Here is a 26270-nt window from a genome sequence, read left to right as displayed (position 1 = left end):
AGCGCTTCGGGAGCGGGTGATCGGCGGGCAGGCGTGGCTTCGTGGATGTGCCGTGGTGGCGGCCGCTGGTCGGATCACGACGTCCCGAACTCCTCGTCGATGAAGGCGAAGAGTTCGTCGGCCGCCGCCGTCTCCAGGTGGTCGGCGACACCGTCCGCGTCGCCGGAGCCGTTGGTCGCTCCGCCGGTCTGGCCGTCCGGCACCGGGCCGCCACGGCCGCCGTCCCACTGGGACAGCAGGCGCTTCAGTCGGTCGGCCACCATCGCGCGGGTGGTGTCGTCGGCCGAGGTGTCCGTGCCGAGCAACGCCGCTTCCAGCCGGTCGAGTTCGGCAGCCACATCGGGCGCGTCGTCCGCCGCCACGGGGGCGATCTCCGCACCCAGGTGTCCGGCCAACGCCGCGGGCGTCGGGTAATCGAAGATGAGCGTGGCGGGCAAGCGTAGCCCGCTGGCCGCGTTCAGCCGGTTGCGCAGCTCGACCGCGGTGAGCGAGTCAAAGCCCAACTCCAGGAAGCCACGATCGGTATCCACCGCGGACGCCGTCCCATGGCCGAGCACCGTGGCAGCGTGCTCCTGGACCAGACGCAGCAGCATCCGCCGCCGCTCCCCCTGACCAAGCCCGGCAAGACGCCGCGCCAACGACGCCTCCTGCGAGCCAGTCTCTTCCCGGGCCGAGGCACGCCGGGACAGAACAGGCCGTCGTACGAGTCCATTCAGCAACGGGGGCATGGGCGAGGTATCGGCGGTGGCCGCCAACTGGCCGAGGTCGAGCCGGGCGGGCACCACCACACCCTCGGCCAGCCGACCCGCCATGTCGAACAGCCGCAACCCCTCCTCGGAGGAGAACGGCACCAGTCCGCCCCGCGTCATCCGCGAGATGTCCGCCTGATCGAGATGTCCGGTCATCCCGGAGCGCTCGGCCCACAGACCCCAGGCAAGCGACACTCCCGGCAGGCCCATCGCCCGGCGCCGCTGAGCCAGCCCGTCCAGGAACGTATTGGCGGCAGCGTAGTTCGCCTGCCCCGCGGCCCCCAACACACCGGCGGCCGACGAGAACAGGGCGAACATGGCCACATCGAAACGGCGTGTCAACTCGTGCAGATGCCACGCCCCGTCGACCTTCGCCCGCAACACCGCGTCCAGCCGCTCCGGCGTCAGCGACGTCACCGTGCCGTCATCCAGAAGACCCGCGGCATGAACCACACCGGTCAGACCGTGTCCGTCGGGGAGGTCGGCCAGCAGATCGGCCAGCGCGTCGCGGTCGGCGACATCGCAGGCGGCGATCGTGACCGAGGCACCCAGGGCAGTCAGCTCCGCCTCGAGCTCTGTCAGGCTCTCGGCCGCGCGGCCCCGACGGCTGACCAGCAGCAGCCGGCGCATACCGTGCTCCGCCACCAGATGCCGGGCGACCAGACCACCCAGAACACCACCGGCACCGGTGATCAGTACCGTCCCCTCCGGATCCAGCGCGGCCGGAACACTCAGCACCAGCTTGCCCACATGACGCGCCTGGCTCATGAACCGGAACACCTCAGGAGCCCTGCGCACATCCCACACCCGTGCGGGCAACGGCTCCAGCCCACCGCCCTCGAACAGAGCCACGATCTCCGCGAGCATCTCCCCGATGCGCACCGGACCCGCCTCGGCCAGGTCGAACGCCCGGTACATCACCCCCGGATGCGCCGCGGCCACCTCATCGGCGGACCGCACATCCGTCTTGCCCATCTCGATGAACCGCCCGCCCTCACCCAGCAGCCGCAGCGAGGCGTCCACGAACTCACCGGCCAGGGAGTCCAGGACCACATCCACACCGCGACCGCCCGAGGCCTCCCTGAACCGCTCCTCGAACTCCAGCGTCCGCGACGACGCGATATGCGCATCGTCCAGCCCCAGCCCGCGCAGGACATCCCACTTGGCCTCACTCGCGGTCGCGAACACCTCCACGCCCCAGGCCCGCGCCAACTGCACCGCGGCCATCCCCACACCACCGGCGGCGGAATGCACCAGCAGCGACTCACCACGCCGCAGGCCCGCCAGCTCCCGCAGTCCGTACAAAGCCGTTCCGAAGACGACGGGGATGGGCGCGGCCTCGGTGTAGGACCAGCCGTCCGGGATCCGCACCAGGCTGCGGTGGTCCGCCACGGTCAACGGCCCGAATCCGCCGTTCCACAGCCCCATGACCCGGTCGCCGACGGCGAGGGAGGTCACACCGGGACCGGTGGCCACGACCACACCGGCCCCCTCGCTCCCCATCATGGCCCCCGGGTCCGGATACATGTTCAGGGAGATCAGGACATCGCGGAAGTTCATGCCCGCGGCGCGCACGGCGACCCGGACCTCGTGTTCGCCGAGCTCCCGGGTGGTGTCCGTAGCCGTGGCCAGGGTCAGCTCCAGCGTGCCCGCTCCGGATGCCTCCAGCCGCCACGCCTCCATGCCATCGGGTGGCGTCAGCACGCCCCTCGCGGCGCCGGGCGCCAGACGCGGCACCAGTACCTCGGCGCCGCGCACCGCGAGCTGCTGTTCCCCGGTGGACACCGCCTGGTGCACCACGGCGAGCGATGCCTCGGCGCCGTCCACATCCAGCAGGACGAACCGGTCCGGATGCTCCGCCTGCGCCGACCGCACCAGCCCCCACACCGGGGCCGCCGCCAAGTCACGCGGATCCACACCGTCCTCGGTCGCCATCGCACCCCGGGTGACGAACACCAGCCGCGCTCCGGCGAACCGGTCCTCCGCCAGCCATGCCCGCACCATGTCCAGGGCCCGGTGGGCCACGGCCCTGGTCGCCGGTACGACGTCCTCGCCAGGTTCGGAGGCCACCGTGACGAACACCAGGTCCGGCATGGGAGCGCCCGATCCCACATGTGCCGCCAGAACGGCAAGGTCGGCATGTTCCTCCACCGACCCATCGGCCGTCTTCAACGCCCTGCCCAGGCCGAAGACGTCCGGTCCGGCCACGGCGCACCGGTCGGCGGCGGAGGTCGGGTCGGTGGCGGGCGCCGCGACCCACTCCACCCGGTACAGCGACTCGCCGTCGTCGGCGGAGGACGCGAGCTGTGCTTCCGAGACCGGCCGGGTGACCAGCCCCTCCGCCGTGGCAACCGGCGTTCCGGCCGCGTCGGCCACCAGCACGGACATCCCTTCGGCGCCCGTGCGGGCCAGCCGCACCCGCAGGGAGGTCGCGCCGGTGGCATACAGCGACACACCGCTCCACACGAATGGCAGCTGGATCCCGCCCTTGCTCCCGTCCCCCTCCTCCCTCTCCGCGGCGATGCACACCAGCCAGGCGTGCAGCGCCGCATCGAGCAGCGCGGGGTGCAGCCCGAACCGGGCCGCCTCCGCCCGCGACTCCTCCGGCAGCGCCACCTCGGCGAAGACCTCATCGCCCTTGCGCCAGACGGCGCGCAGCCCCTGGAACACCGGACCGTACGCCAGCCCGGTGGCCGCCACATCCTCGTAGAAGCCCTCGGTCCCGACCGCCTCCGCCCCCACCGGCGGCCACGCCTCCAGGCCCACCGGGCCAGTCGTCCCGCCAACGGCGGCGGACGCCGCTGTCAGCATGCCCTTCGCATGGCATGTCCACGACGCGTCCGGGCCATCGTCACGGCGGGAATAGATGCTGAACTCACGCTGCCCGTCCTGCCCGGGCCCGCCCACGACCAACTGCACCTGGACCGCCCCCTCATCGGGCAGCACCAAAGGCGCCTGCAGCGTCAGCTCCTCCAACCGATCGCAACCGACCGCGTCACCGGCCCGCGACGCCAACTCGACAAACGCCGTACCGGGCAGGATGACCCGGCCCAGCACCGCATGGTCGGCCAGCCAGGCATGCGTACGAAGCGACAGCCGACCGGTCAGCAGGAAACCATCGGAGTCGGGCAGCGGCACGGCAGCCCCCAGCAACGGATGCCCGGCCGAGTCCAGCCCCACCGACGCCACATCACCAGCGGCGCCGATGGCGTCGGGCTCCAGCCAGAAGCGCGTGCGCTGGAAGGCATACGTCGGCAGATCCACCCGCTCCGCACCCGTCCCGGCGAACACCCCCGGCCAGTCGACGGACACACCGCCCACATACGCCTGGGCCACAGACGTCAGAAAACGCTCCAGGCCGCCTTCCTCACGGCGCAGCGAACCCACGGCGATGACGTGAGTGGCGTGGTCCTCTGCCGTCTGCTCCACACCCATGGTGAGCACCGGATGGGCACTGGCCTCGATGAACACCTGGAAACCGTCGGCCAGCAGAACACGGACGGTCTCGTCGAAACGGACCGTCTGACGCAGATTCCGGTACCAGTACGCGGCGTCCAGACCGACCGTATCCAGCACCCCGCCGGTCACCGTCGAGTAGAACGGCACCGACGAGGAGCGCGGGGCGATCCCCGCGAGGATCTGCTGAAGCTCGTCCTCGATGGCCTCGACGTGAGCGCAGTGGGAGGCGTAATCCACCGGCACACGCCGCGCCCGGATCTCCTCCGCCTCGCAGGCCGCCAGCAGCTCCTCCAACGCGTCGGCGTCACCGGAGACCACGACCGCCGAGGGCCCGTTCACCGCCGCCACCGACAACCGCTCACCCCACGTCGCGAGCCGCTCCCGCAACGCCTCCACGGGCAGCGACACCGACACCATGCCACCGCGCCCGGACAGCGCCCGGATCGCCTGGCTGCGCAGAGCCACCACCTTCGCGGCATCCTCCAGCGACAACGCACCCGCCACACACGCCGCCGCGATCTCACCCTGCGAATGACCAATGACCGCCGCCGGCTCCACACCATACGAACGCCACAACTCCGCCAACGACACCATCACCGCCCACAACACGGGCTGCACCACATCCACCCGCTCCAACGCCTCCGCGGCACCCTCACCACCCCGCAGCACATCCGCGAGCGGCCAGTCCACGAACGGCGCCAGCGCGGCCGCGCACTCACCGATCCGCTCCGCGAACACCGGCGAAGACTCCAGCAACTCCGCCGCCATCCCCACCCACTGCGACCCCTGACCAGGGAAGACAAGCACTGCCTGGTCCCGGGCCGCCGCCATCCCCCGTACCACACCAGGCGACACATTCCCCTCGGCCAACGCGCCCAGGCCGTTGATGAGGGCGTCCCCGTCGCCCGCCAGCACCACCGCGCGGTGCTCGAACACACTGCGCGTGGTCGCCAACGACAGCCCGATATCGGCGGGCGACAGCTCTCGGCGCTCGCGCACATGCGCCAGCAGCCGCTCCGCCTGCGCCTCCACCGCGGTCTCCGACCGTCCGGAGATCACCCACGGCGTGATCTCCGGCAGTTCCCCGACCGGGGCGTCGTCATCGGCGGCAAGGCTGGGAGCGTTGTCGAGCGGCGCCTGTTCCAGTACGGCGTGGGCATTGCTGCCACTCATCCCGAAGGAGGAGACCGCCGCGCGCCGCGGCCGTCCCGTCTCCGGCCAGGGCATATCGTCCGTCAGCAGGCGCACTCCACCCGCGGACCAGTCCACATGCGCCGACGGCTCATCGATGTGCAGCGTCTTCGGCAGCGCGCCATGCCGCATCGCCATCACCATCTTGATGACACCAGCCACACCGGCCGCCGCCTGCGCATGGCCGATGTTCGACTTCACCGAGCCGAGCCACACTGCCTGGTCTGCGGGCCGGTCCTGGCCATAGGTGGCCAGCAGAGCCTGCGCCTCAATGGGATCGCCCAGCTGGGTGCCGGTGCCATGTGCCTCGACCGCGTCCACCTCGGCCGCCGACAGCCCGGCGTTCGCCAGCGCCGCGCGGATCACCCGCTGTTGAGACGGGCCGTTCGGGGCGGTCAGGCCGTTGGACGCACCATCCTGGTTGGTCGCCGAACCCCGGACGAGGGCCAGCACTTCGTGCCCGTTGCGCCGCGCGTCCGACAGTCGCTCCACCAGCAGCAGCCCGACGCCCTCGGCGAATCCGAAGCCGTCGGCGCGATTGCTGAACGCCTTGCACTTGCCATCCTCTGACAGCGCGCGCTGACGGCTGAAATCCACCAGCGCGACCGGTGTGGACATCACCGTCGCACCACCGGTCAGCGCCATGTCGCACTCGCCCTGGCGCAGCGCCTGGACCGCCAGGTGCAGCGCGACCAGCGACGACGAGCACGCGGTGTCCACCGTCACCGCCGGCCCCTCAAGGCCGAAAGTGTAGGAGATCCGGCCCGAGGCCACGCTGGCCGCGCTGCCCATGCCGAGGTAGCCCTCAAAGCCTTCGGGGGCGTTCCCTTCCAGACGGCTGCCGTAGTCGTTGTACATCACGCCGACGAAGACGCCGGTCCGGCTTCCCTTCGCCGCCTCGGGAGCGATGCCGGCCCGCTCGAACGCCTCCCACGACGTCTCCAGCAGCAGCCGCTGCTGCGGGTCCATCGACAGCGCCTCACGCGGCGAGATCCCGAAGAACTCCGGGTCGAATTCATCCGCTTCGTAGAGGAAGCCACCGTTGCGGACGTAGTACGTGCCCTCACGCGAGGGGTCCGGGTCGTACGTGGACTCGAGGTCCCAGCCGCGGTTGGACGGGAGCGACGACGTGGCATCGGTGCCCGCCATCACCAGCTGCCACAACTCCTCGGGCGTCCGCACCGCACCGGGGAAGCGGCAACTCATGGCCACGATCGCGATCGGCTCGTCGTCCTTGCGCCACGCGGCCCCGAAGGACCCGCCCGCCGGTGCCGCGATGGCCCTGTCCTGGGAGCCGAGGATCTCCGAGCGCAGATGGCCCGCCAGTACCGTCGGGTTCGGGTAGTCGAAAACGAGTGTCGCCGGGAGGCGCAGACCCGTTTCCGCGCTCAGACGGGCCCGCAAGTCCACGGCGGTGAGCGAGTCGAAGCCCAGGTCCTTGAAGGGGCGTCCCACCTCGACAGTGTCCGATTTGGCGTGTCCCAGGACGGCGGCCACGTGGACACGGATCAGCTCTTCGAGCAGGAACTGTTCCTGATCCGCCTCGGACATGCTGACCAGTCGCCGCCGTAGGCGGGCGGCAACCTCATCCGCGTCCGCCTCTCCGGCGCCCGCGACACGCCGGACGGGCATCCCCGGCACGGCGTTGCGGAAGATGGCGGGAAGCTCGGCGCCCTGCGCGCGCAGCGCCGGGATGTCCAGCCGGAAGAGAACGGGCACCACCACGTCCGAGACCAGAGCGGCGTCGAACAGCTCAAGCCCCTCGTCCGTGGCCAGCGGCATCACACCCGAGCGGGATATCCGCCGGATGTCATCCTCGCTGAGGTGTCCGGTCATGCCGCTGGCCTCGGCCCACAGCCCCCACGCCATCGACACACCCGGCAGCCCCTGAGTCCGGCGCCAGGACGCCAGACCGTCCAGGAACACATTCGCCGCCGCGTAGTTGCTCTGCCCCGCACCACCCAGCACACCAGTAGCCGACGAGAACAACACAAACGCCGACAGATCCATACCCGCGGTCAGCTCATGCAGATTCCACGCCGCGTCCACCTTCGCCCGCAGCACCGACTCAACCCGCTCACGGGTCAGCGACGTCAGCAGCCCGTCATCGAGCACACCCGCCGCATGCACCACACCACTCAACGCGAAGCCCGCCGGCAACCCCGACAACACCCCAGCCAAGGCCTCGCGATTCGCTGCGTCACACGCCGCGATCACCACCTCGGCGCCAGACGCTTCCAGCTCCGCCCGCAGCTCCGTCGCGCCCTCGGCCTCCGCACCACGGCGAGACAGCAGCACCAGCTTCTTGACCTCATGCCGGGTCACCAGATGCCGGGCCACCAAGCCGCCCAGCACACCCGTGCCACCGGTCACGAGCACCGCGCCAGAACCGAACACCCCCGACTCCGGAGCGTCGCCCGAAGGCAACGACCGGCCCAGGCGCGGCACCCGCACCGCACCCGACCGCACCACCACCTGCTCCTCCCCCAGAGCCAGCACCCCGGGAAGAAGATCGGCCACCCCCGCAACATCATCGGTGTCCACCAGCACCAGACGCCCGGGATTCTCCGACTGAGCGGACCGCACCAGACCCCACACCGCGGCCCCCGCCATATCCACCACGCCATCGCCCGTATCGACAGCGCCCCGGGTCACCACCACCAGCCGCTCACCCGCACGGTCCTCATCCGCCAACCACCCCTGCGCCCGCTCCAAAACCTCAAGCACGCGCCCGTACGTCTCACCCACCACATCCACACCATCGGAGACCACCCGCATCACCTCCGTCCGCGGCGCGACCTCACCCCCCGCCACCACAGCCGCGGGCACGTCCACCCACTCCACCCGGAACAGCGCGTCCCGCGCCGCCCCAGCCACGGCATTCAGCTGATCGGCTGCAACCGGTCGCAGGACCAGCGACTCGACCGACGCCACCACACGCCCCGACTCGTCCCCCACCAGCACCGACACCGCATCCGACCCGGCACCCGCCGATGCCAGCCGCACGCGCAGCGATGTCGCACCCACCGCCTCCAGGGCGAACCCACGCCAGGAGAACGGCAGCTGACTCCCCGAACCAGCCGCGAGGCCCTCGCTCACACCCATCGCGTGCAACGCCGCGTCGAACAACGCCGGATGCAGACCGAACTGACCCGCCCGGTCGCGCTCCGCCTCGGGGAGCTCGACCTCCGCGAACACCTCACCATCACGCCGCCACGCACTCTTCAACCCCTGGAAAACCGGCCCGTACTCCAGCCCGTTCTCCGCGGCCCGCGCATACTCGCCCGACACATCAACCGACTCGGCCCCCACCGGAGGCCACACGCCAAAGTCAAACTGGGTCCCGGAGAGGGGCGTGGCCGAACCGAGCACACCATGGGCATGCCGCACCCATGCCGTGCCCTCGCCCTCCGCTTCCTCCCGCGAGAAGACACTCACCTCACGGACGCCGGAAGCATCCGCCTCTCCCACCTCAACCTGGAGATGTACGCCACCCTTCGCAGGCACGATCAGCGGCGCTTCCAGGATCAGTTCCTCGACCCGGCCACAGCCGACCTGATCGCCCGCCTGGAGCGCCAACTCCATGAACGCCGTCCCCGGCAGCAACGTCACACCGTGTACGGCGTGATCCGCCAGCCACCCATGCGTGGCCAAGGACAGCCGCCCGCTCAGCAGCACCCCACCACCGCTGGCCAACGACACCACCGCACCCAGCAACGGATGCCCCAGCGAACCCAACCCGACCGAACCCATATCGCCGGCACCCGCGGAAGCGTCCAGCCAGAAGCGCTCCCGCTGGAAGGCGTAGGTCGGCAATTCAACGTGGCGGGCACCGTGGCCGGCGAACACCTTCTGCCAGTCGACGTCGGCCCCGCTGACATAGAGCTCGGCGGCGGAGGTCAGGAACCGCTCAGGACCGCCCTCATCCCGTCGCAGCGTGCCGACGACCACCGCCTGCGCCTCGGCGGCCTCCACGGTCTGCTGCAACGGCAGCATCAGTACGGGATGCGGGCTCGCCTCGATGAACACGCTGTGACCCTCATCGAGCAACCTCCGAGTCGTGGACTCCAGCTCGACCGTCTGCCGCAGGTTCCGATACCAGTACTCCGCGTCCAGACCGGCGGTGTCCACCAGCTCACCGGACACCGTCGAGTAGAACGGCACCTCGGAGGAACGCGGCGCGATATCGGCCAGAACCTTCAGCAGCTCCTCGCGGATCTCCTCCACATGTGCGGAGTGCGAGGCGTAGTCCACCGGAACCCGGCGAACCCGCACCTCCTCACCCTCCAGCCGCGCGACCATCTCATCCAGCGCACCCGGATCACCCGAAACCACAACGGACCCCGGGCCGTTGACCGCGGCCACCGAGATCGCACCATCCCAGGCGGCGATACGGTCCTTGGCCTGGTCGACCGGCAGCGCGACCGACACCATGCCACCACGACCCGCCAGACCCACCGCGATCGCCTGCGACCGCAACGCCACCACCTTCGCGGCGTCCTCCAGCGACAACGCACCCGCCACACACGCCGCGGCGATCTCACCCTGACTGTGACCCATCACCGCATCCGGCTCCACACCCACCGAACGCCACAACTTCGCCAGCGACACCATCACCGCGAACAACACCGGCTGAACCACATCCACCCGGTCAAAACCAGGCGCACCCTCGGCACCACGCAGCACATCCGTCAACGACCAGTCCACATACGCCGACAGAGCCGACTCACACTCATCGATCGACTCCGCGAACACCGGCGAGGACTCCAGCAACCCCACCGCCATGCCCACCCACTGCGCACCCTGACCCGGGAACACAAACACCGAACGGCCAGGTGTTTCGGCGTCCTTTCCCCAGACCACACCGGGAAGCTTCGCCCCCTCGGCCATCGCCTCCAGGCGCTCGAGGAGCTCCTCACGGCTGGTCCCGGTCACCACGGCCCGCTGCTCGAACGCGAACCTGGTCGTCACCAGAGAGAGAGCCACATCGGCGGCGCCCAGCTCCGGACGGGCCGCCACGAACTCCCGCAGCCGCCCGGCCTGCGCCCGCAACGCGGTATCGCTCTGGCCCGACACCACCCACGCCACCGGACCCGCGACACCACCGTCAGCAGGCTCCTCGGCAACCTCCGCCTCGGCCTCGACCTCCGGAGCCTGCTCCAGGATCACATGCGCGTTCGTCCCGCTCACACCGAACGAGGACACACCAACCCTGCGCGGCTCGCCCGTCTCCGGCCACGCCCGCGCCTCGGTCAACAGCTCTATCTGGCCCTCGGACCAGTCCACGTGGCTCGACGGAGCATCGACATGCAGCGTCTTCGGCAGCACGCCATGCCGCATCGCCATCACCATCTTGATGACGCCGGCCACACCGGCGGCGGCCTGCGTATGACCGAGGTTCGACTTCAGCGAGCCCAACCACAACGGCCGCCCCTCCGGCCGGTCCTGCCCATACGTCGCCAGCAGCGCCTGCGCCTCGATCGGGTCGCCCAGCGTGGTACCCGTACCGTGCGCCTCGACCGCGTCGACCTGACCGGCGGTCAGCTCGCAGTTTTCGAGGGCCTGCCGGATCACACGGCGCTGTGACGGGCCGTTGGGAGCCGTCAGACCGTTGCTCGCGCCATCCTGGTTCACGGCGGAGCCGCGCACCACCGCCAGTATCTGGTGCCCGTTGCGCCGGGCGTCGGACAGCCGCTCCACCAACAGCACACCGATGCCCTCGGACCATGTAGTGCCGTCGGCCCCGTCGGCGAACGCCTTGCACCGGCCGTCGGTGGCCAGTCCGCGCTGGCGGCTGAAGGTGACGAAGCCCTCGGGGCTCACCATGACCGTCGCACCGCCGACCAGCGCCATGGAGCACTCGCCCTGACGCAGCGCCTGCGCGGCCAGGTGCAGGGCGACCAGCCCCGATGAGCAGGCGGTGTCCACGGTCAGCGCGGGGCCTTCGAAGCCGAAGGTGTAGGAGACACGGCCCGAGGCGATACTGGTGGTGGCGCTGTTGTGGAGGTACGGCTCGATCTCGTCCGGGATCTGCGCGGCGTCGGACGCGTAAGTGGTGTGCATGGCACCGGTGAAGACGCCTGTCTGGCTGCCACGCAGTGAGGCGGGGTCGATGCCCGCCCGCTCCATAACCTCCCACGACGTCTCCAGCAGCAGCCGCTGCTGGGGGTCCATGGCCAGGGCCTCGCGCGGCGAGATGCCGAAGAACGCGGAGTCGAATTGGTCCGCGTCGTGGAGGAAGCCGCCTTCGCGAACGTAACTGGTACCCGGCTGGTCCGGGTCGGGACTGTAGATCCCCTCGACGTCCCAGCCGCGGTTTGTCGGGAAGGGCGAGATCGCGTCCGTTCCGTCCGCGACCAGCCGCCACAGCGCTTCCGGGGAATTCACTCCACCCGGGAATCGGCAGGCCATACCGATGATGGCAATGGGTTCCGTGGCCGAGCTGATCAGCTGGCGGTTCTGACGCCGAAGCCTCTCGATCTCCTTGAACGACTTGCGCAGTGCTTCAACAGCTTTGTTCTGGTTGGATGCAGCGGGCATCAGAAACTCCACACTTAACGCGTCGTTCGCTGGGAGAGCGCAACGGCCCTGAAAGTAATGAAAACACGGACTGCCAGACGGACACCGGCCACACTAGCTCTGGACCCATAAGGGAAACCCTAGAAACCCACTCAGGCGTGGTTGACACCCCCGGGCGTGTTCCCGGGATTTTGTTTCAGCAGTGTTTCGCCGGTCGTGTGACACTTGCCACTATGCGTTCTCCGTCGCTATTCGCGTCCCCGGGATTGCATGCGCTGTTTTCACACGCCAGGGTCTTCTTCGACGCGGATCGCACCGGTCGGGCAGCGGGATACGACCTCGCGCAGAACGTCCAGCCGTCCGGTGTCGGGCTGCGCGTCGAGCAGAACGACGGAGCCGTCCTCGTCGCTCTGGTCGAACAGGTCAGGCGCGATCAGCGCGCACTGGCCCGCCGAACAGCACACCTCACGGTCGGCGGTGATCCTCATCGGGTCTCAGTCCTACCTTGTTGTTTGTGGTACGTCTTGTCGGCCCTCTTGCGTGACGGACGGTGCGAGAACTCCACACCGTCCGCCACGTACTCACCGCTTGACTTCTCGATCAGTCGTCCCAGGTGACGGGAAGCGACCTGGGGCCGTAGTGCACGAAGTCGTCGCGCATGGGGACCTCGCCGCTCGGCACGGCCAGTCGCAGCGTGGGGAACCTGTCGAACAGGGCCTCGTAGCCGACGCGCAGGATCGTGCGGGCGAGGTGCTGGCCGAGACACTGGTGGACGCCGTGGCCGAGTGCCAGGTGACCGTGGTCCGTACGGCCGATGTCCAGCTGATCGGGGTTGTCGTAGCGCTCGGGGTCGCGGTTGACGGCGGGGAGGGCGACGGTGACCACCTCGCCCTTCTTGATGCTCTGGCCGGCGAACTCGACGTCTTCCAGCGCCCACCGGCTGGCCCCGAGGTGGGAGATGGTGAGGAAGCGGAGGAGCTCCTCGACGGCGGCCCCCATCAGCTCCTGGTCCTCGCGGAGCTTGGCCAGTTGATCGGGGTGCTCGAGCAGGGTGAAGACGCCCATGGCGAGCATGTTGCCCGTGGTGTCGAAGGCCCCGTTGATCAACGTGGCGGCCATGCCCATGAGTTCTTGCTCATCGAGCTGCCCGCCCCGGATCAGGTCTCCGAGGAGGTCGTCCCGGGGGTCGTCCATCCTGATGGGGATGAAGCGGGCCAGGAATCCATTCATCCCGGAGACAGCGCCAAGCGCCTCGGGAACGCTACAGGAGAGCCGTCCGAGTGTTTCCACGTGCCGCTGGAGGGTCTTCCGCTCCGATTCGGGGATGCCGATCATCTCGCACATCACCCGGGAGGGAACGGATTCGGTAAAGACGTCCACCAGATCGGCGCCCGGCCCGGCCTTTTCCAGGTCGTCGAGTTGTTCGTGCACGATACGCTCGATCATGGGGGCGAGCTGACGCGTGCGCCGGACCGTGAAAAAGCCGGTGACCAGTTTGCGGTACTGACTGTGGCTCGGGTCGTCCGTCTTCGCGAAGGCGCCGGGGTCGGCCGGGCGGCCATCGTACTGCAGCTCGGTGGGGACGGGAGAAACCAACCCCTCCTGGCGCGCACTGAAGCTCTTATGAGTGAGCAGTTCCTTCGCTTCGGCATGGCGCAGGATGAGCCACCCGGGCGTGCCGTCCGGATAAGTCATGCGCGTTATCCGCTCCTGCTCGCGCAGGGGGGCGTAACCATCCGGAGGATTGAAGGGGCGGCTCCGCTTGGTAGGCATTGGCACAGGGGGGTGCGGGGCGTCGACCAAGACTCCTCCATCGATTTCATAACCCATGTAGCGAGGTCGTCGGCGGCTACACCGGCTGGCTCGATGTCGATGCTAGCTTCGCCATCGGCCCGGCAGCGCGCCGAAAGACCCCCGCAGGCAAGTTCTGCAAATTTCCTTAGACAAAGGCGAGAGCTGTTGACCCCGTACACGCGGGCGAACTCACCGCGTCGGCCGTGACGTCTGAGCGCGACGGTCTCTCCGCCTCCATACCCCTGATGTGCCGTGTCCAACCACCCCTGTTGGCTGTCGGTCGAATGTCAGCCACCCCTTCTAAGGCGATTGTCTTAGTAAGACGACCGCCTTACGGTGATCGCAGGTCCCCGACACCGGAGGAGTCCCCCGTGACGCAAGCCATCCCCGACTACCCCTTCGAGCAGCCGAACGCGCTGGAGCCCCCGCGGGAATGGGCCGAGACGCGGGCCACCTGCCCCGTCGCGCACGTACGGATGCCCAGTGGGGACGTGGTCGGCCTGCTGACCGGGTACGAGGATGTCCGTGGGCTGCTGACCGACCCGCGGTTCAGCCGCAATCTCGCCCGCGAGGGCGCCGCGCGCATGTCGACCACCGAGGACGGGGGGACGTTCAGCAGGCCCTCCCAAGGGGACGCGGACATCAAGGAGGGCCCGGGACACCGGAGGTGGCGACGGCTGCTCAGCCGAGCGTTCACGGTCAAGAAGATGGAGGCGTGGCGCCCACGTGTCCAGGAGATGGCCGACGAGTTGGTGGATGCCATGGTGGTCAAGGGGGCACCCGCGGATCTCCGCGCGGAGCTGGCCCTCCCCCTTCCCGTGCGGGTCATCTGCGCCCTGCTGGGCGCGCCGAGCGAGGACCAGGACAAGTTCGCCCGCTGGTCGGAAACGCTGCTGACGTTGACGCGCTACACCCAGGCCGAAGTGGACGACGCGCAGGCGGAGTTCCGAGCCTACGCATCGGATCTCGTCGAACGCAAGCGGGCGCGGCCGGGTGATGACCTGCTCAGTGAGCTGACCCAGATCACCGACAGCCAGGACGGCCGACTCAGCCACGACGAACTCATCGCCACCGTGGTCGGTCTCCTGCTCGCGGGGCACGAGACCACCTCGAACATGATCCTCAAGATGACGGCGATGCTGCTGTCGGAGCGGGAGCGCTACGAAACCCTGCTCGCCGATCCCGGGCTGGTACCGGGAGTGGTGGAGGAGGCCCTGCGGCTGGACCCTCTCGGTGGGGTGGGCATCCCCCGGTTCATCACCGAGGACACGGAGGTCGGCGGGGTGCCGGTCGGCGCCGGGAGCACCCTGTTCGTCAACCTGCACGCCGCCAACCGGGACGAGCGCAAGTTCCCCGACCCCGACCGGTTCGATCCGCGCCGGGAGAACAGCGCCCAGCACGTCGCCTTCGGTGCCGGACCGCATTTCTGTGTCGGTCAGACGCTGGCCCGGGTGGAACTCCAGGTGTGCCTGGCCACCCTCGTCAGGCACCTGCCCGAACTGCGGCTGCGGGACGCCCCGGAAGACCTCCGCATGCGCGAGGGGATCTCGGCGGGCGGCTTCGAGGACCTGTGGGTCACCTGGTGACGGTCCGCGGCGGCACGGTGAGAGCCGGTCGTACGTACGTCCGGGGCATGCCTGACCGGTGCCATTAGCCTGACGGGATGACTCCTCCGGGCCCGGCTGCCCCGCCCTCTCCACGCTCCGCGCTCGCGCGGGACAAACTGATGCGCACCGCCGAACGGCTCTACGCCGAGCGCGGGTTCGCGAACGTGTCGGTCAGGCAGATCAGCGAGGCGGCCGGCCAGCGCAACAACTCAGCGGTGCAGTACCACTTCGAGAGCCGGGACGGGCTCATCGAGACGATCCTGTCGAGCCACACCCGCCTCGTCGAGAAACACCGCATCGTGATGGTGGAGGCGCTGGGCGAGCGGAAGACCGTGTCCCTGGAGGAGCACTACAGCTGCCTGATCCTGCCGAACGTCGAGAACCACATCGAAGCGGGCACTCCCACGTGGTGTGCCCGCTTCCTCGCGCAGGCCCTCGTCGAGCCCGCGCTGCGCGACTACGTCCTTCAGGACCATCTGGACACACCGTCGCTCCGCCTGCTGGACGAGATAGGCGCCATCCGCCGGGACGGCATCCGCCCCGAACTCCGCGCCCGGCACGGCACCATGGTGCGCCAGCTCTCCGTGCACGCCTTCGCCGAGCTGGAGTACGACCTGGCGACCGGTCGCATCGACCCCGCCACGGCGAAGGAATCCTGGCGGGTGCTCGGCCAGGACCTGATCAAGGCACTGTGCGGACTCACCAACGGCCTGCTCGGCCCCCTGTGACCGCGGGGCTTCCCCACGCGCATGGAGACGCCGTGAAAACACGGGGGTGACGGCCTCGTCACGCCCGTGCTGCCACCCTTCGTGCGGGAGTGTCAGCGGGACGCCACGTTCCTGTCGGCACCGACATGCGTGGGAGGTTCCGTCCGATGCCACCGCCGAAGGCTCTCGCGCAGCGGCCCCGGGTGTCGAAGACGGTGCCTGTCCCCACCCAGGATCGGCCGGAAGTACACGGCCCCGCACGACCCCAGTTCCCTCCGTCCAACGCGGCGGTGACGGCCGCCTTGTCCGGCGGACGCGGCCCGGCGGCGCTGCCGCCATCCTCCGCCCGGTTGCCGCCCGCCGGGCAGGACACGGTCGGCAATGGCGCCGTCGCGGCGGCTCGGCGTACCGAGCCCGGCCCTCGGCAGCCGCCCACGGCCGAACCGGCACCGGCGGAGGCAGTCGAGGCGACCCTCGCGGCCTCCACCGCCGCGCCGGAGACGAAGGCACGTCCCGGCCCGGGCGCGGATCCGAAGTTCGCCATGCTGCAGACGGACGTACGGCGCAAGAAGCGCTCGGTCGCGAGCTCGCACCCACCCCCGAGGACGGAGGCAGGGGCCGCGCAGGACGCCGCCCGACCGCCCAAGGACGACGAAGAGGCACAGGGCAAGACCGCCAACGCCGAGAAGATGAACGAGGCCAAGCCGAAGGACTTCGACAAGGACGCGTTCATCAGGGCGGTCGAGAAGGCGATCGCCGAGAAGGCACCGAAGAACCTCGACGAGGCCGACAAGTTCGCCGACTCCGGCAAGGCAGATGAGGTACGCGCGGAGGTGCACGGCAAGGTCGGCCAGGGCAAGTCGGACTCGGCCGAGCAGATCGCCACGACGACCGCCGCCCCGCCGGACACCTCGGCGGCCGTCCCCAAGAGGGTCGTACCCCTGACCTCGGACCGGCCCCCGGGGGCCCCGGGCACGCCGAATCCCGCGAACGCCGTACCGGACAAGCTGCCGCCGTCGGCCACCGACATGTCCGCGGGCCCCGCCAAGCTCAAGCAGCGGATGGTGGGCGCGCAGGTCACCGAAGGACAGCTGCAGAAGTCCAACGAGCCCACGTTCAAGGAGGCGCTGGGCGCGAAGAAGGCCGCCGAGCGCCACTCCGAGGCGGCCCCCGGCCGGATGCGCGGGCACGAGAAGAAGGAGCTCAACGCGGCCACCGCGCAGGCGAAGCGGCTCGGCGCGGCCGCCATGGGCGTGATGGGCGCCCAGCGGGCGCGGACCGGGCAGCAGGTCGACCGGGGCAAGGGCGGCACGAAGGGCCGGGACGAGGAGAAGCGAACCCAGGTCACGACGCTTCTGCAAGGGGTCTTCGACACGATGAAGAAGGACGTCGAGGCGATCCTCGACGGCCTCGACAAGCTGGTCGACGACCAGTTCGGCAGGGGTGAGAAGGCGGCGCGGGACGCCTTCACCGCCGAGCACCAGCGGAAGATGGACGAGTACAAGGACCGCCGGTACTCGGGCGTGACGGGCAAACTGCGCTGGGTGCGGGACAAGTTGGCCGGACTGCCCGCCGAAGCCGACAAGATCTTCGAGCAGGCCCGCGACAACTACGTCCGCCGGATGCGGCAGGTGATATCGGACGTCGCCGACACCATCGGCGCCGAGCTGAACCGGGCCAAGCACCGCATCGCGCGGGGCCGGTCCGAGTTGCAGGCCGCGGTCCGCAAACTCCCGGCCGACCTGCGGTCCATCGGGCAGCAGGCGGCGGCCGAGTTCACCGACAAGTTCGACGAACTCACCCAGTCCGTGGACGACAAGGGCACTCAGCTCGTCGACACGCTGGCGACCAAGTACACCGACGCGCTCAAGTCCGTCGATGACGAGATCGCCGCGGAGAAGGAGAAGAACAAGGGCCTCGTGGCCAAGGCCGTGGACGCGGTCAAGTCCGTGATCAACACGATTCTGGAGCTGAAGCGGCTGCTGCTTTCGGTCCTCGCCAAGGCCGCGTCGGCGGTCATGCTGATCCTCAAGGACCCGATCGGCTTCCTGCGCAACCTGGTCTCGGCCGTCGGCGCCGGTCTCAAGCAGTTCCTGGCGAACATCGGCCGCCACCTGCAACAGGGCATCATGTCCTGGCTATTGGGCAAGACGGCCGAAGCCGGCCTCGAACTGCCGTCGAAGTTCGACACGCAGGGCGTCCTCAAGATGCTCGCCTCCCTGCTCGGGCTGACCTGGCAGAACATCCGCGCCCGCATCGTCCGCAAAGTCCCGAAGATGGAGCCGGCGGTCACCGCGGCCGAGACCGCGGTGCCGCTGGTCTCGGAGGTCCGCAAGCGGGGCGTCGCGGGGATGTGGGACGACCTCAAGACGCGCGTGGGCGATCTGAAGAAGGATCTGCTCGACAAGGTCATCGCGTATGTGACCCCCACGATCATCCAGGCCGGCATCATGTGGGTGCTCTCGCTGCTCAACCCCGCGTCCGCGTTCGTGCGGGCGGTGAAGCTGATCATCGACATCGTGCGGTTCATCGTCACCCAGGCGCGCCAGATCTTCGAGTTCGTGAACGCCGTGCTCGACGCGGTCATCGCGATCGCCAGAGGCGGCCAGGGCGGCGTACCGGGCCTGATCGAACGCGCCCTCGCCCGCTCCATCCCGGTCCTGCTGGGCGTCCTGGCCGCGATCCTGGGCGTCGGCGGCATCGCCTCCCGGGTCAAGCAGATCGTCCAGGCGATGTCCAAGCCGGTGAACCGGGCGGTGGACTGGGTGATCGACAAGATCGTGGGCCTGGTGAAGAAGCTCTGGTCCAAGATCAAGTCGAGGTTCGACAGGAAGAAGCCGAAACCGAAGCTCCGGCCGGACCGGAAGCGACCGGGCAGGCCGCGCCGTCGGCGTCCGGACCAGCGACGACGCCCCGACCGGCGGCGGCCCAAGCGCAGACGCGACCCGAAGAGGAAGCGGCCCGACAAGCGATCCAAGAAGGACATGCTGCGGGCCCTCGACGCCGCCGTACGCGAAGCTACGCGCCTGCTCAATGCGGAAGGCGCCACGGAGGAGTCGATCCGGGAAGGGCTCCCTGCCATCAAAAGGCGCCACCGCCTCACCCGGATCGAGCTGAAGAAGAAGGGTTCCGACACCTACACGGTGATGGTGGCCATCAATCCCTCGAAGAGCACCTCCTACAAAGAGCTCTTCCCGTACCGGATCGACCGGGCCCAGGGCAAGTTCCCCATCAAGCGCCACCCGCACGCGGTCGTGCAGCTCCAGCCGATCGACCAGCCCATCGAGGGGAACGACCGCTGGATCGGCTTCGTCGTCAACATGGCCGCCATCCCCGGCGAAATCACGAAGAACCCCACGGTCGCGACCCGCTACCTGGACAAGGCGTGGCAGGGCACGGGGGCCCTGCACGCCCAGGACATGGCGGCAGCGCGGACCGCCGTCGTCATCGGCGTCAACTCCTTCGAGCGGCTCAATCCGCAGGAGGGCGACGCCATCGGGGGCGCCATCAACAGCGTCGGCCGCAAGCCCGAGCTCCTGATGGCGGTGTTCGGCTTCGTCTGGACCCCCAGGTGGGTCAAGGGCAAGCGCAACCGCAAGGTCGGCATCGAGGAGGTACGCGCGGCCTACCAACAGCTCCAAGGCTCCAACAAGCGGCGGGCCGAGGCCAACGAGAAGGGTCTGCGCGACAAGGGCGCGCTCCCCTACGGCATCTTCCGCGACGAGGTGATCCGCTCGGAGTACACCAAGTCGGCGGTGAACATCCTCAAGGACGTGAACCAGCAGGTCCACATCGTGAGCCAGGACGCCGATACCGGCGTTGCCGCCATCAGCGGCGTGGGTGTCCTCAGAGCCTACGAAAAGGTGCTCACCGAGATGGGGGCTCATCCGCTGCTCACGATCGGCGGCTATCACTTCGACGACTTCGACTGGGGCAGGAAGGCCGACCGCCGCGCGAAGCAGCTGACGCGGCTGGCCAACGAGCTGGACCGGGCCATTCGGGTCGGCATCGCCAAGAAGTATCCGCAGATGCTCTACCCGACGGAGCCGAACCTGCTCATCAAGGCGTGGGACCATCAGGAGGGCCGCGTCAGCGGGGTCTTCCAGGACGCCCGGGGCCTCGCCCTGCTGGAGGTCCAGGGCCTGCTCTTCGGCGCACGCGGCGCCGAGGGCCGGGCGATGCGCAACGCGCTCATGAAGGCATTCGGCACCGACTTCTCCGTGGCGTACGCGCCCGACGCGAGCACCGGTACGAGCCCGCTCCCCGGCGACGAGGCCCGGGGCCTCACCGTCACTCCGCTGGCCGTCCGCCGGGCCGCCCAGGGCAAGATGCGCGTGCGCGGCGGGGAGGAGACGCTGCGCGCCGCGCACCGGATGTACGCGCTCATCATCCAGTCGCAGTCGAACGCCAGCGCCCGTACCCTGGCCAGGGAGTTCGCCCGCGCCACCCCGGGACTGGACGAGACGGCCCAGCGCCTCCTTCAGAACAAGATTTTCTCCTATGTCGAGGACACCGCCATGCTGATGGCCGACAACCCGAGCCTGACCGGCAGAAGCCCGGCCGTCAGAGCGCTCAAGAAGCGGCTCGACGCCGATGTCGAGGCGCTGAACAGGCTCCAGGCGGTGGGAGAGAACCCCGAGTTCAAGCGGGCCGTCGACAAGGCGCATGAGACGACCCAGGAGATCATTTCGGCGATGACCGCCTCCCAGCTCGCCAAGGTCTGGAAGAACATCGGCCTGGCCTTGGACGCCGTCACGAAGAAGCCGTCCGAAGGCAGAGGCCGCCGAGGAGAGCGGCGATGACCTCGGACCCCGTCGACCGGCTGCGCGCTGAAGCGGCACGCGACGACTATGCGTCGATGGCCCGGCTGGCGCGAGCGCTGTACGGGACGAGGCTCGGCCCGCGCGAGGTGCTGCGCGAGTGCTTTGGCGTCGCGTTCCCCGAAGAGGTCTTCGTCATCGCGGAAGGGGGGCTGTGGCGGCTGCGTCTGCTGGCGCTCTTCACCAACCAGCCCTGGCAACTGGCAGTACCGCCCGGCCGGGGCGGCCCGGCGGCCGAGCCCGACGGCCTGGTCGACACCGAACTGCGGCTCCTGGCCGGGGACCTCGACCTGATGCCGCTCGTCCGCATTCCCGCCGCCGATCCCGGCAGGGAGGACCGGATCGTCTGCTACCGGCTCAGCGAGCTGCGGGCGGGTCGCTCAACGGTTTTCCGACTCTTCGAGTCCTCCGCCGCCGAGTCCGCCCTGGCCTGCGGTATCTCCCTGCTGGAGGTCCTGCACGCCGAGCACACCGCGTCCGTCCGCCGGTTGGAGAAGGAACTCCGCTCCCCGTCGAACTGGGGCGCCGGTTCGGTGGACGACGACGAGGTGGACCGGGCGTACGCGTCCCTGGAACGCGTCGAGGAGTTGCAGCGGCAGGTCACCGAACGCCTCGCCGAGGGTCAGGGGGACGCGGGGGGCTGAGCGGCCTTCGGCTTCAGTACCACCACCGTGCCCACCACCGGGGGCTCGGCAGGACTCGTACGGGCCGCCGCGCCCGCCACCGCCGCGTTGCCCAGCCGGTCCTGCCCAGCGAGCAGACGTTCGACGGCGGTCGGCGGTTTCGCCGCAGGCGGGGCGGGGGCCGCGGCCGGGACCTGATGGGTGGCCACTGCCGCCTCCTGGGAGCGGGCCGGTGGGACCGGGGCCACCAGGCGGTGGAGGGAGAGCGGGGGTTCGGTGGGCAGCATCGGCTTCACCCCGGGGTTCCGTCGTCGAGCAGATGGGCGTGCGGGCCCAGTTCGGCCGGGCGGAGCAGGCGGGCCTCGCGTTGGAACTGGCGTGCCACACCACGTACGACATGGCGCATGGCAATCGTATCGCCGCTTCCGTCCGCCGCGGCCAGCGCCGCCGTGCGGGCCGCCGCGGCGATGGCGGCGCCCGTCATGTCCAGGCGGGCCAGGGCCTCCAGGTCCACGTCGGGCGCGAGCGGGGCCTCCTCGGGGAAGGCGAGGCGCCACAGTCTGCGGCGTTCGGCGGCGACCGGGCGGGGGAAGTGGACGACGAAGTGGAAGCGCCGGGTGAAGGCCGGGTCGATGTTGTCCTTGAGGTTGCTGGTCAGGATGACCAGGCCGTCGCTGGCCTCCAGGCGTTGCAGCAGATAGCCGACTTCCAGGTTGGCGTAGCGGTCGGTGCCGTGCTTCACCTCGCCGCGCTTGCCGAACAGGGCGTCGGCCTCGTCGAAGAGCAGCACGGCGTGGCTCTCCTCGGCCTGCCGGAACGCGATCTCCATGTTCTTCTCCGTCTCCCCCACCCATTTGGAGACGACCTGGGCGAGGTCCACCTTGAGCAGTTCCAGGCCGAGCATGCCGGTGACGATCTCGGCGGACATGGTCTTGCCGGTTCCGGGTTCCCCGGTGAAGAGCGCCTTGACCCCGCCGTGCCCCGAGCGGCGGGCGAACCCCCAGCTCTCGGCGATCCGGGGCCAGGCGCGGAAGGCCGACGCGATCTCCAGGATCTGGCGGAACTGGACATCGGGCAGGACCAGGTCCCCGACGGTGCGCCGGGGCGTGATCGCGTGGACGGCGCTGCCGCTGCGTCCTCGGGTGACGGTGGCGATGGCGGGCTCGACGTGATCGGCGACCGGCTCCGGGTGTCCGTTGCCGGCCAGGCGGGCCCCGGCGTCCGCGACCGAGGCGACGGCGCGCAGTTCGCCGCCGCTCATCCGGTAGCGGACGGCGAGGTCTTCGAGGAGGGTGCCGTTCAGGTCCGGGAGCGCGGCCGACCACATCGCCCGGCGCTCGGTGAACCCGGGGGCGGGCACGGTGAGTTCGGCGTAGGCGCGCGCGGCGAGCAGGCCCGCCGGGCGCCAGGGCTTCAGGCCGGTCAGGCACACCGGCACGCGCGAGCGCAGCAGCGCGGCGGACACCGCGTCGGCGGCGGGCCGCCGCGCCTCGCCGTGCAGGTCGTCGGTGGGGATCCACAGCACGGCGCCCAGCACGGCGGCCGTCCGCAGATCGGCCTCGGGGTCGGCGGTCAGGGTGCGCAGCGGCGCTCCGGCGGCCCGGGCCAGCGCCTGTACGGCGTCGAGCTGGCCGTCGGGCGGGCAGCCCCACAGCCCGGCCAGGTCGAGGTCGCCTGAGCCCAGCGCCCGGCCCAGCCGGATGAGCCGGTCCGAGGAGAGGTACGGGGACAGCACGCGCGGCTCCGGCGGCGCGACCTCGCCGGGGTCATGGCCGAGCAGTCCCACGTCGCCGCCCCAGCCCAGCAGGAAGTCCAGCACCCCGGGGCCGGGGACCAGTTCCTGGGCGAGTTCGACCGCGGCCTCGCCGTGCGCGCGCAGCAGCCCGTACCGGCGCAGTGGCCCGGCCGGGCCGAGGGCGCGGCGCAGGGCGAGGCGGGCCGCCGCGCCGTCCGCGCCCACGGCCACCAGCAACTCCACGCTCGGCAGCCGCCGGTTCAGGTTGTCCACGACGTAGGCGTAGATCCGCTCATAGCCGCGGTCCAGTTCGGGCGCGGCGGCCAGGAGCAGGGCGTCCTGCTCCGCGCGGGTCAGGCCGAACCGGGTGGCGAGCGCGTCCAGCGGCAGGGTCGTGCCCTCGGCGGACGCGCGCCGCCTCAGGTCCCGTTCGGCTTCCGGCTCCGGCTGCCGGGGGGTGTACGGCTCGGCCATGGTGTCGGCGAAGGCGTGCACCTCGCCGAGCAGTACGCCGACCTGTTCGTCGGTCACGCAGTAGGGGGTGAGGTCGGGCCTGGTGAGCCGGGCGGCGAGCGCCGCCTGGCGCTCGACGGCGGCCCGCAGCGCCCGGTGCAGGCCCGCCAGCCGGATCCGCAGATGCTCAAGCGCTGGTTCGCCCATGTGTCTCACCCGGCCGAGAAGGTCAGGGTCCGGCCTCCCAGCCAGGCCACGTCGGGCACATCGGCGAGCAGGCCGCCGCGCAGGAGGTCCGCATGGCGCCGTCCCATCGGAACGCGCACCCGGACGGCCGCGGCCTCGAACCGCACCGTGGCCTCCAGATCGGCGAAGCGGTCCAGGGCCAGGAGCGGATCCGGGGTCTCGCGCTCGCGCCAGAGCGTCCAGGCGATCGTGGACAGGCCGAGCGCGGCGGCCAGGGTGACAGTGCGCTCCAGACCGCCGTCCTGGCCGAGCGGCACCGCCCGGCGCTCGGTGACCAGGGCGGTCACCAGGTCCGCGCACCGCTGGGCGTGAGCGGGCAGCTCCGCGGCGAGGCGCATGTCCGGTGCGGTGCCCGGCGCGCTCCACAGCGGCGTGCGCCACGGCAGCCGCGCCACCGGGTCGCCGCGCAGCGGCCGTACGCCGGTGAGGAACGGCACGCCCGCCGAGGCGAGGTCGCGCAGAGTCCCCGGGGGCAGGGGCCCGTCGCAGAGCAGCACGGGCGGATGCCCGCAGGACTGCCAGTACGGCAGCAGCCCGGCGGCCTCCGCGGCCCACGCGATCGGGAACATGCCGTGGGCGTCGATGAGAAGCAGTCCGTCGTCGGCGCCCGTGAGCAGCAGCGGGTCGGCGGGGGCGTGGCCACGGCACACGGACAGCGCCAGGACGCCGTCGAGGACCGGGAGCGCGGGGCGCACCTGCCGGGCGAAGGCGGTCAGCCGCCCCTCGTCCAGGGGTGGGGAGAGACCGGCGAAGGCGGCCGCGGCCTCGCTGTCCCGTTCGGCGCGCCGCCAGCCCCGTGCGGTGGCACCCAGCACCTTGTACGCCAGGGCTGCCGCGAACAGCGGTGCGTCCTCGGCCAGTTCGACACCGGACAGGGCCGACCCGATCGCGTCGAGGTACCCGATGCGGGCCAGTGGCCCGGCGAGCAGGAAGGGCAGGGCGGACCACACCTGCACCTCGCCCATGGTGCGCCCCCCGGCGGCGGTGCTCGCCCCGACGGGTGTACGCACCGCGCCGGTGCCGCCCGCCGCGCCGGACGGCTCCTCGGCGCCCGGGTCGTACGGACCGGCCGGGGGCTGGATCAGCCGTACCGCCTCCTCGCGGTCAGCCGACGCCAGGAAGTCGGCGAGCAGCCGCGGGAGGTCCGCCGCGTCGGCGCCCGCGACCGCCGCGCGCAGCCGCTCGGGCAGCGGCTCGGCGGACCCGGGGCGGGCGGCCTCGCCGTGCGGGCCGGGGGGCGGAGGGCCTGCCGTGAGGGCGCGCCCGACGAGTTCGGCGAGCAGCCGGGCGGCCGCCGTGTCGTCGACGCCGAGCAGGGCCGGCAGATACGCCCGTAGCGACGCGTCCGGCAACAGCGCGAGCAGCGCGCCCAGTTCGCCGCGCTCCGCGAGTTCGGCGAAGAGCGCGGCGGCGCTCGGGGCGGTCCACGGATCCGGCGCCGCCGCGAAGGACTCCTCGAACGACACGGCGTCGGTGTCGGGCGCCTCGGCGGGGACCTCCACCATCGGCACCGGCGCGAAGTGGACCTCGACGGGCGGCCCACCGCCCGCCGTCCAACCGGACCAGCCGTCCCGGCCCGGCCGGACGGTGACGGTCAGCGGCTCGGTGATCTCCACATCCGGCCCGTCGGTCGCCAGCCGCTCGGCGAAGTGATCCGCCAGCAACTCCGGCAGGGCCTCGACCACCTGGCGGACCAGGCCGCGTGGCTCGGGCCCCCAGCTCCACCCACCGCGCCGGACCACCGTCACGGTGCACCGGTGCACCGTGATCTCGCCGGGCTCACCGTCGTCGCCGGTCTCGCCGGTCCCGCCAACGGTCGGCGCGGTGGGCGCGCTCACGTCACCCTCACCTTCCCCAGGCGGCCCGCCCAGCCGGCCGCGAGCACCAGCACACCGTGCACGCTGTCCGCCACGAGGGTCGCCGGCAGTCTCACCTGGGTCTGCTGGGCGGGGATCTCCCCGGCGAGCACATGGGTGTCCTGCTCGTCGGAGACCAGGGCGACCACGGGGGTGGGGCGGGCCACGGCGACCTTCACGGTGACGGTGAGCCCGTCCGTGGCCGGCGCGATGCCGCCGGTCCACGACGCGAGCCGCACCAGCGCCGGTTTGGGTTTGCCCTCGGGCGTCATCTCGACCCCGAAGGCCAACGGCTCGGCGAGGGCGGCCGGTTCGTCGTCCACGGCCGCCACGGCGAGGTCCCGGGCACCGAGCGGAAGGGCCGCGACGCGGCCTCCGTCCAGGGATACGCGTAACGGCAGCGCGCGGCCGACGAGCGCGGCCACCTCGTCCGGGGCAGCGGCGCCGGTCAGAGCCAGCGCGCCCACGACGTGGCCGGTGTCGACGGCGTACACCACGGAAAGTGCCATCG

The 26270-nt window shown here is 70.6% G+C and carries 11 protein-coding genes; 4 read left to right on the top strand and 7 right to left on the bottom strand.

Annotated elements, in window-relative coordinates; translation table 11 throughout:
• Positions 1 to 74: 74 nt before the first annotated feature.
• The 3 genes from CGL27_RS45890 to CGL27_RS45880 form a co-directional block, all read right to left on the bottom strand.
• Positions 75 to 11939 carry a type I polyketide synthase gene (locus CGL27_RS45890; protein ID WP_119993592.1) on the bottom strand — a complete coding sequence of 3955 codons (11865 nt, stop codon included), beginning with the start codon at positions 11937 to 11939 and terminating at the stop codon, positions 75 to 77.
• Between the two features lie 260 nt (positions 11940 to 12199).
• Complete coding sequence (locus CGL27_RS45885; RefSeq protein WP_014057308.1) at positions 12200 to 12406, bottom strand: ferredoxin; 207 nt, start codon at positions 12404 to 12406, stop codon at positions 12200 to 12202.
• Between the two features lie 112 nt (positions 12407 to 12518).
• Positions 12519 to 13613, bottom strand: coding sequence for a cytochrome P450 (locus CGL27_RS45880; RefSeq protein ID WP_119993590.1), 1095 nt, complete (start codon positions 13611 to 13613; stop codon positions 12519 to 12521).
• 470 nt (positions 13614 to 14083) lie between these two features.
• On the opposite strand from CGL27_RS45880, the gene CGL27_RS45875 reads away from it, so the two are divergent.
• The 4 genes from CGL27_RS45875 (at position 14084) to CGL27_RS45860 (ending at position 21490) form a co-directional block, all read left to right on the top strand.
• A complete protein-coding gene (locus CGL27_RS45875; protein ID WP_119993589.1) occupies positions 14084 to 15298 on the top strand; it encodes a cytochrome P450 in 1215 nt (404 codons plus the stop codon).
• A 77-nt stretch (positions 15299 to 15375) separates the two neighbouring features.
• The gene (locus CGL27_RS45870) at positions 15376 to 16047 is read left to right on the top strand and encodes a TetR/AcrR family transcriptional regulator (protein ID WP_119993587.1); all 672 of its coding nucleotides are present in this window, start codon (positions 15376 to 15378) and stop codon (positions 16045 to 16047) included.
• Between the two features lie 269 nt (positions 16048 to 16316).
• Entirely contained in the window at positions 16317 to 20828 is a 4512-nt protein-coding gene (locus tag CGL27_RS45865; RefSeq protein ID WP_240450866.1) for a hypothetical protein, read from the top strand.
• On the top strand, positions 20825 to 21490 hold the full coding sequence (locus CGL27_RS45860) for a hypothetical protein (protein WP_119993583.1): 666 nt from the start codon (positions 20825 to 20827) through the stop codon (positions 21488 to 21490). The genes CGL27_RS45865 and CGL27_RS45860 overlap by 4 nt, the downstream gene beginning before the upstream one ends.
• Here the strand turns inward: CGL27_RS45860 and CGL27_RS45855 are convergent.
• The 4 genes from CGL27_RS45855 to CGL27_RS45840 are packed head-to-tail and all read right to left on the bottom strand — an operon-like array spanning position 21469 to position 26268.
• Complete coding sequence (locus CGL27_RS45855) at positions 21469 to 21756, bottom strand: hypothetical protein (RefSeq protein ID WP_119994876.1); 288 nt, start codon at positions 21754 to 21756, stop codon at positions 21469 to 21471. The genes CGL27_RS45860 and CGL27_RS45855 overlap by 22 nt on opposite strands.
• Before the next feature lie 5 nt (positions 21757 to 21761).
• The gene (locus CGL27_RS45850) at positions 21762 to 23864 is read right to left on the bottom strand and encodes an ATP-binding protein (RefSeq protein ID WP_119993581.1); all 2103 of its coding nucleotides are present in this window, start codon (positions 23862 to 23864) and stop codon (positions 21762 to 21764) included.
• A 5-nt stretch (positions 23865 to 23869) separates the two neighbouring features.
• Positions 23870 to 25741, bottom strand: coding sequence for a hypothetical protein (locus tag CGL27_RS45845; RefSeq protein WP_119993580.1), 1872 nt, complete (start codon positions 25739 to 25741; stop codon positions 23870 to 23872).
• Positions 25738 to 26268 (bottom strand): hypothetical protein, encoded by a 531-nt coding sequence (locus tag CGL27_RS45840; protein WP_119993578.1) that lies wholly within the window; start codon positions 26266 to 26268, stop codon positions 25738 to 25740. Before CGL27_RS45840 ends, CGL27_RS45845 begins: the two co-directional genes overlap by 4 nt.
• Between the last annotated feature and the right edge of the window lie 2 nt (positions 26269 to 26270).

This window comes from Streptomyces sp. 11-1-2, assembly GCF_003595545.1.
In the GTDB taxonomy this organism is placed as follows: Bacteria; Actinomycetota; Actinomycetes; order Streptomycetales; family Streptomycetaceae; genus Streptomyces; species Streptomyces hygroscopicus_B.
Note: the sequence above shows the minus strand (reverse complement) of the source record. Positions and strands in the feature narration are given on the sequence as shown.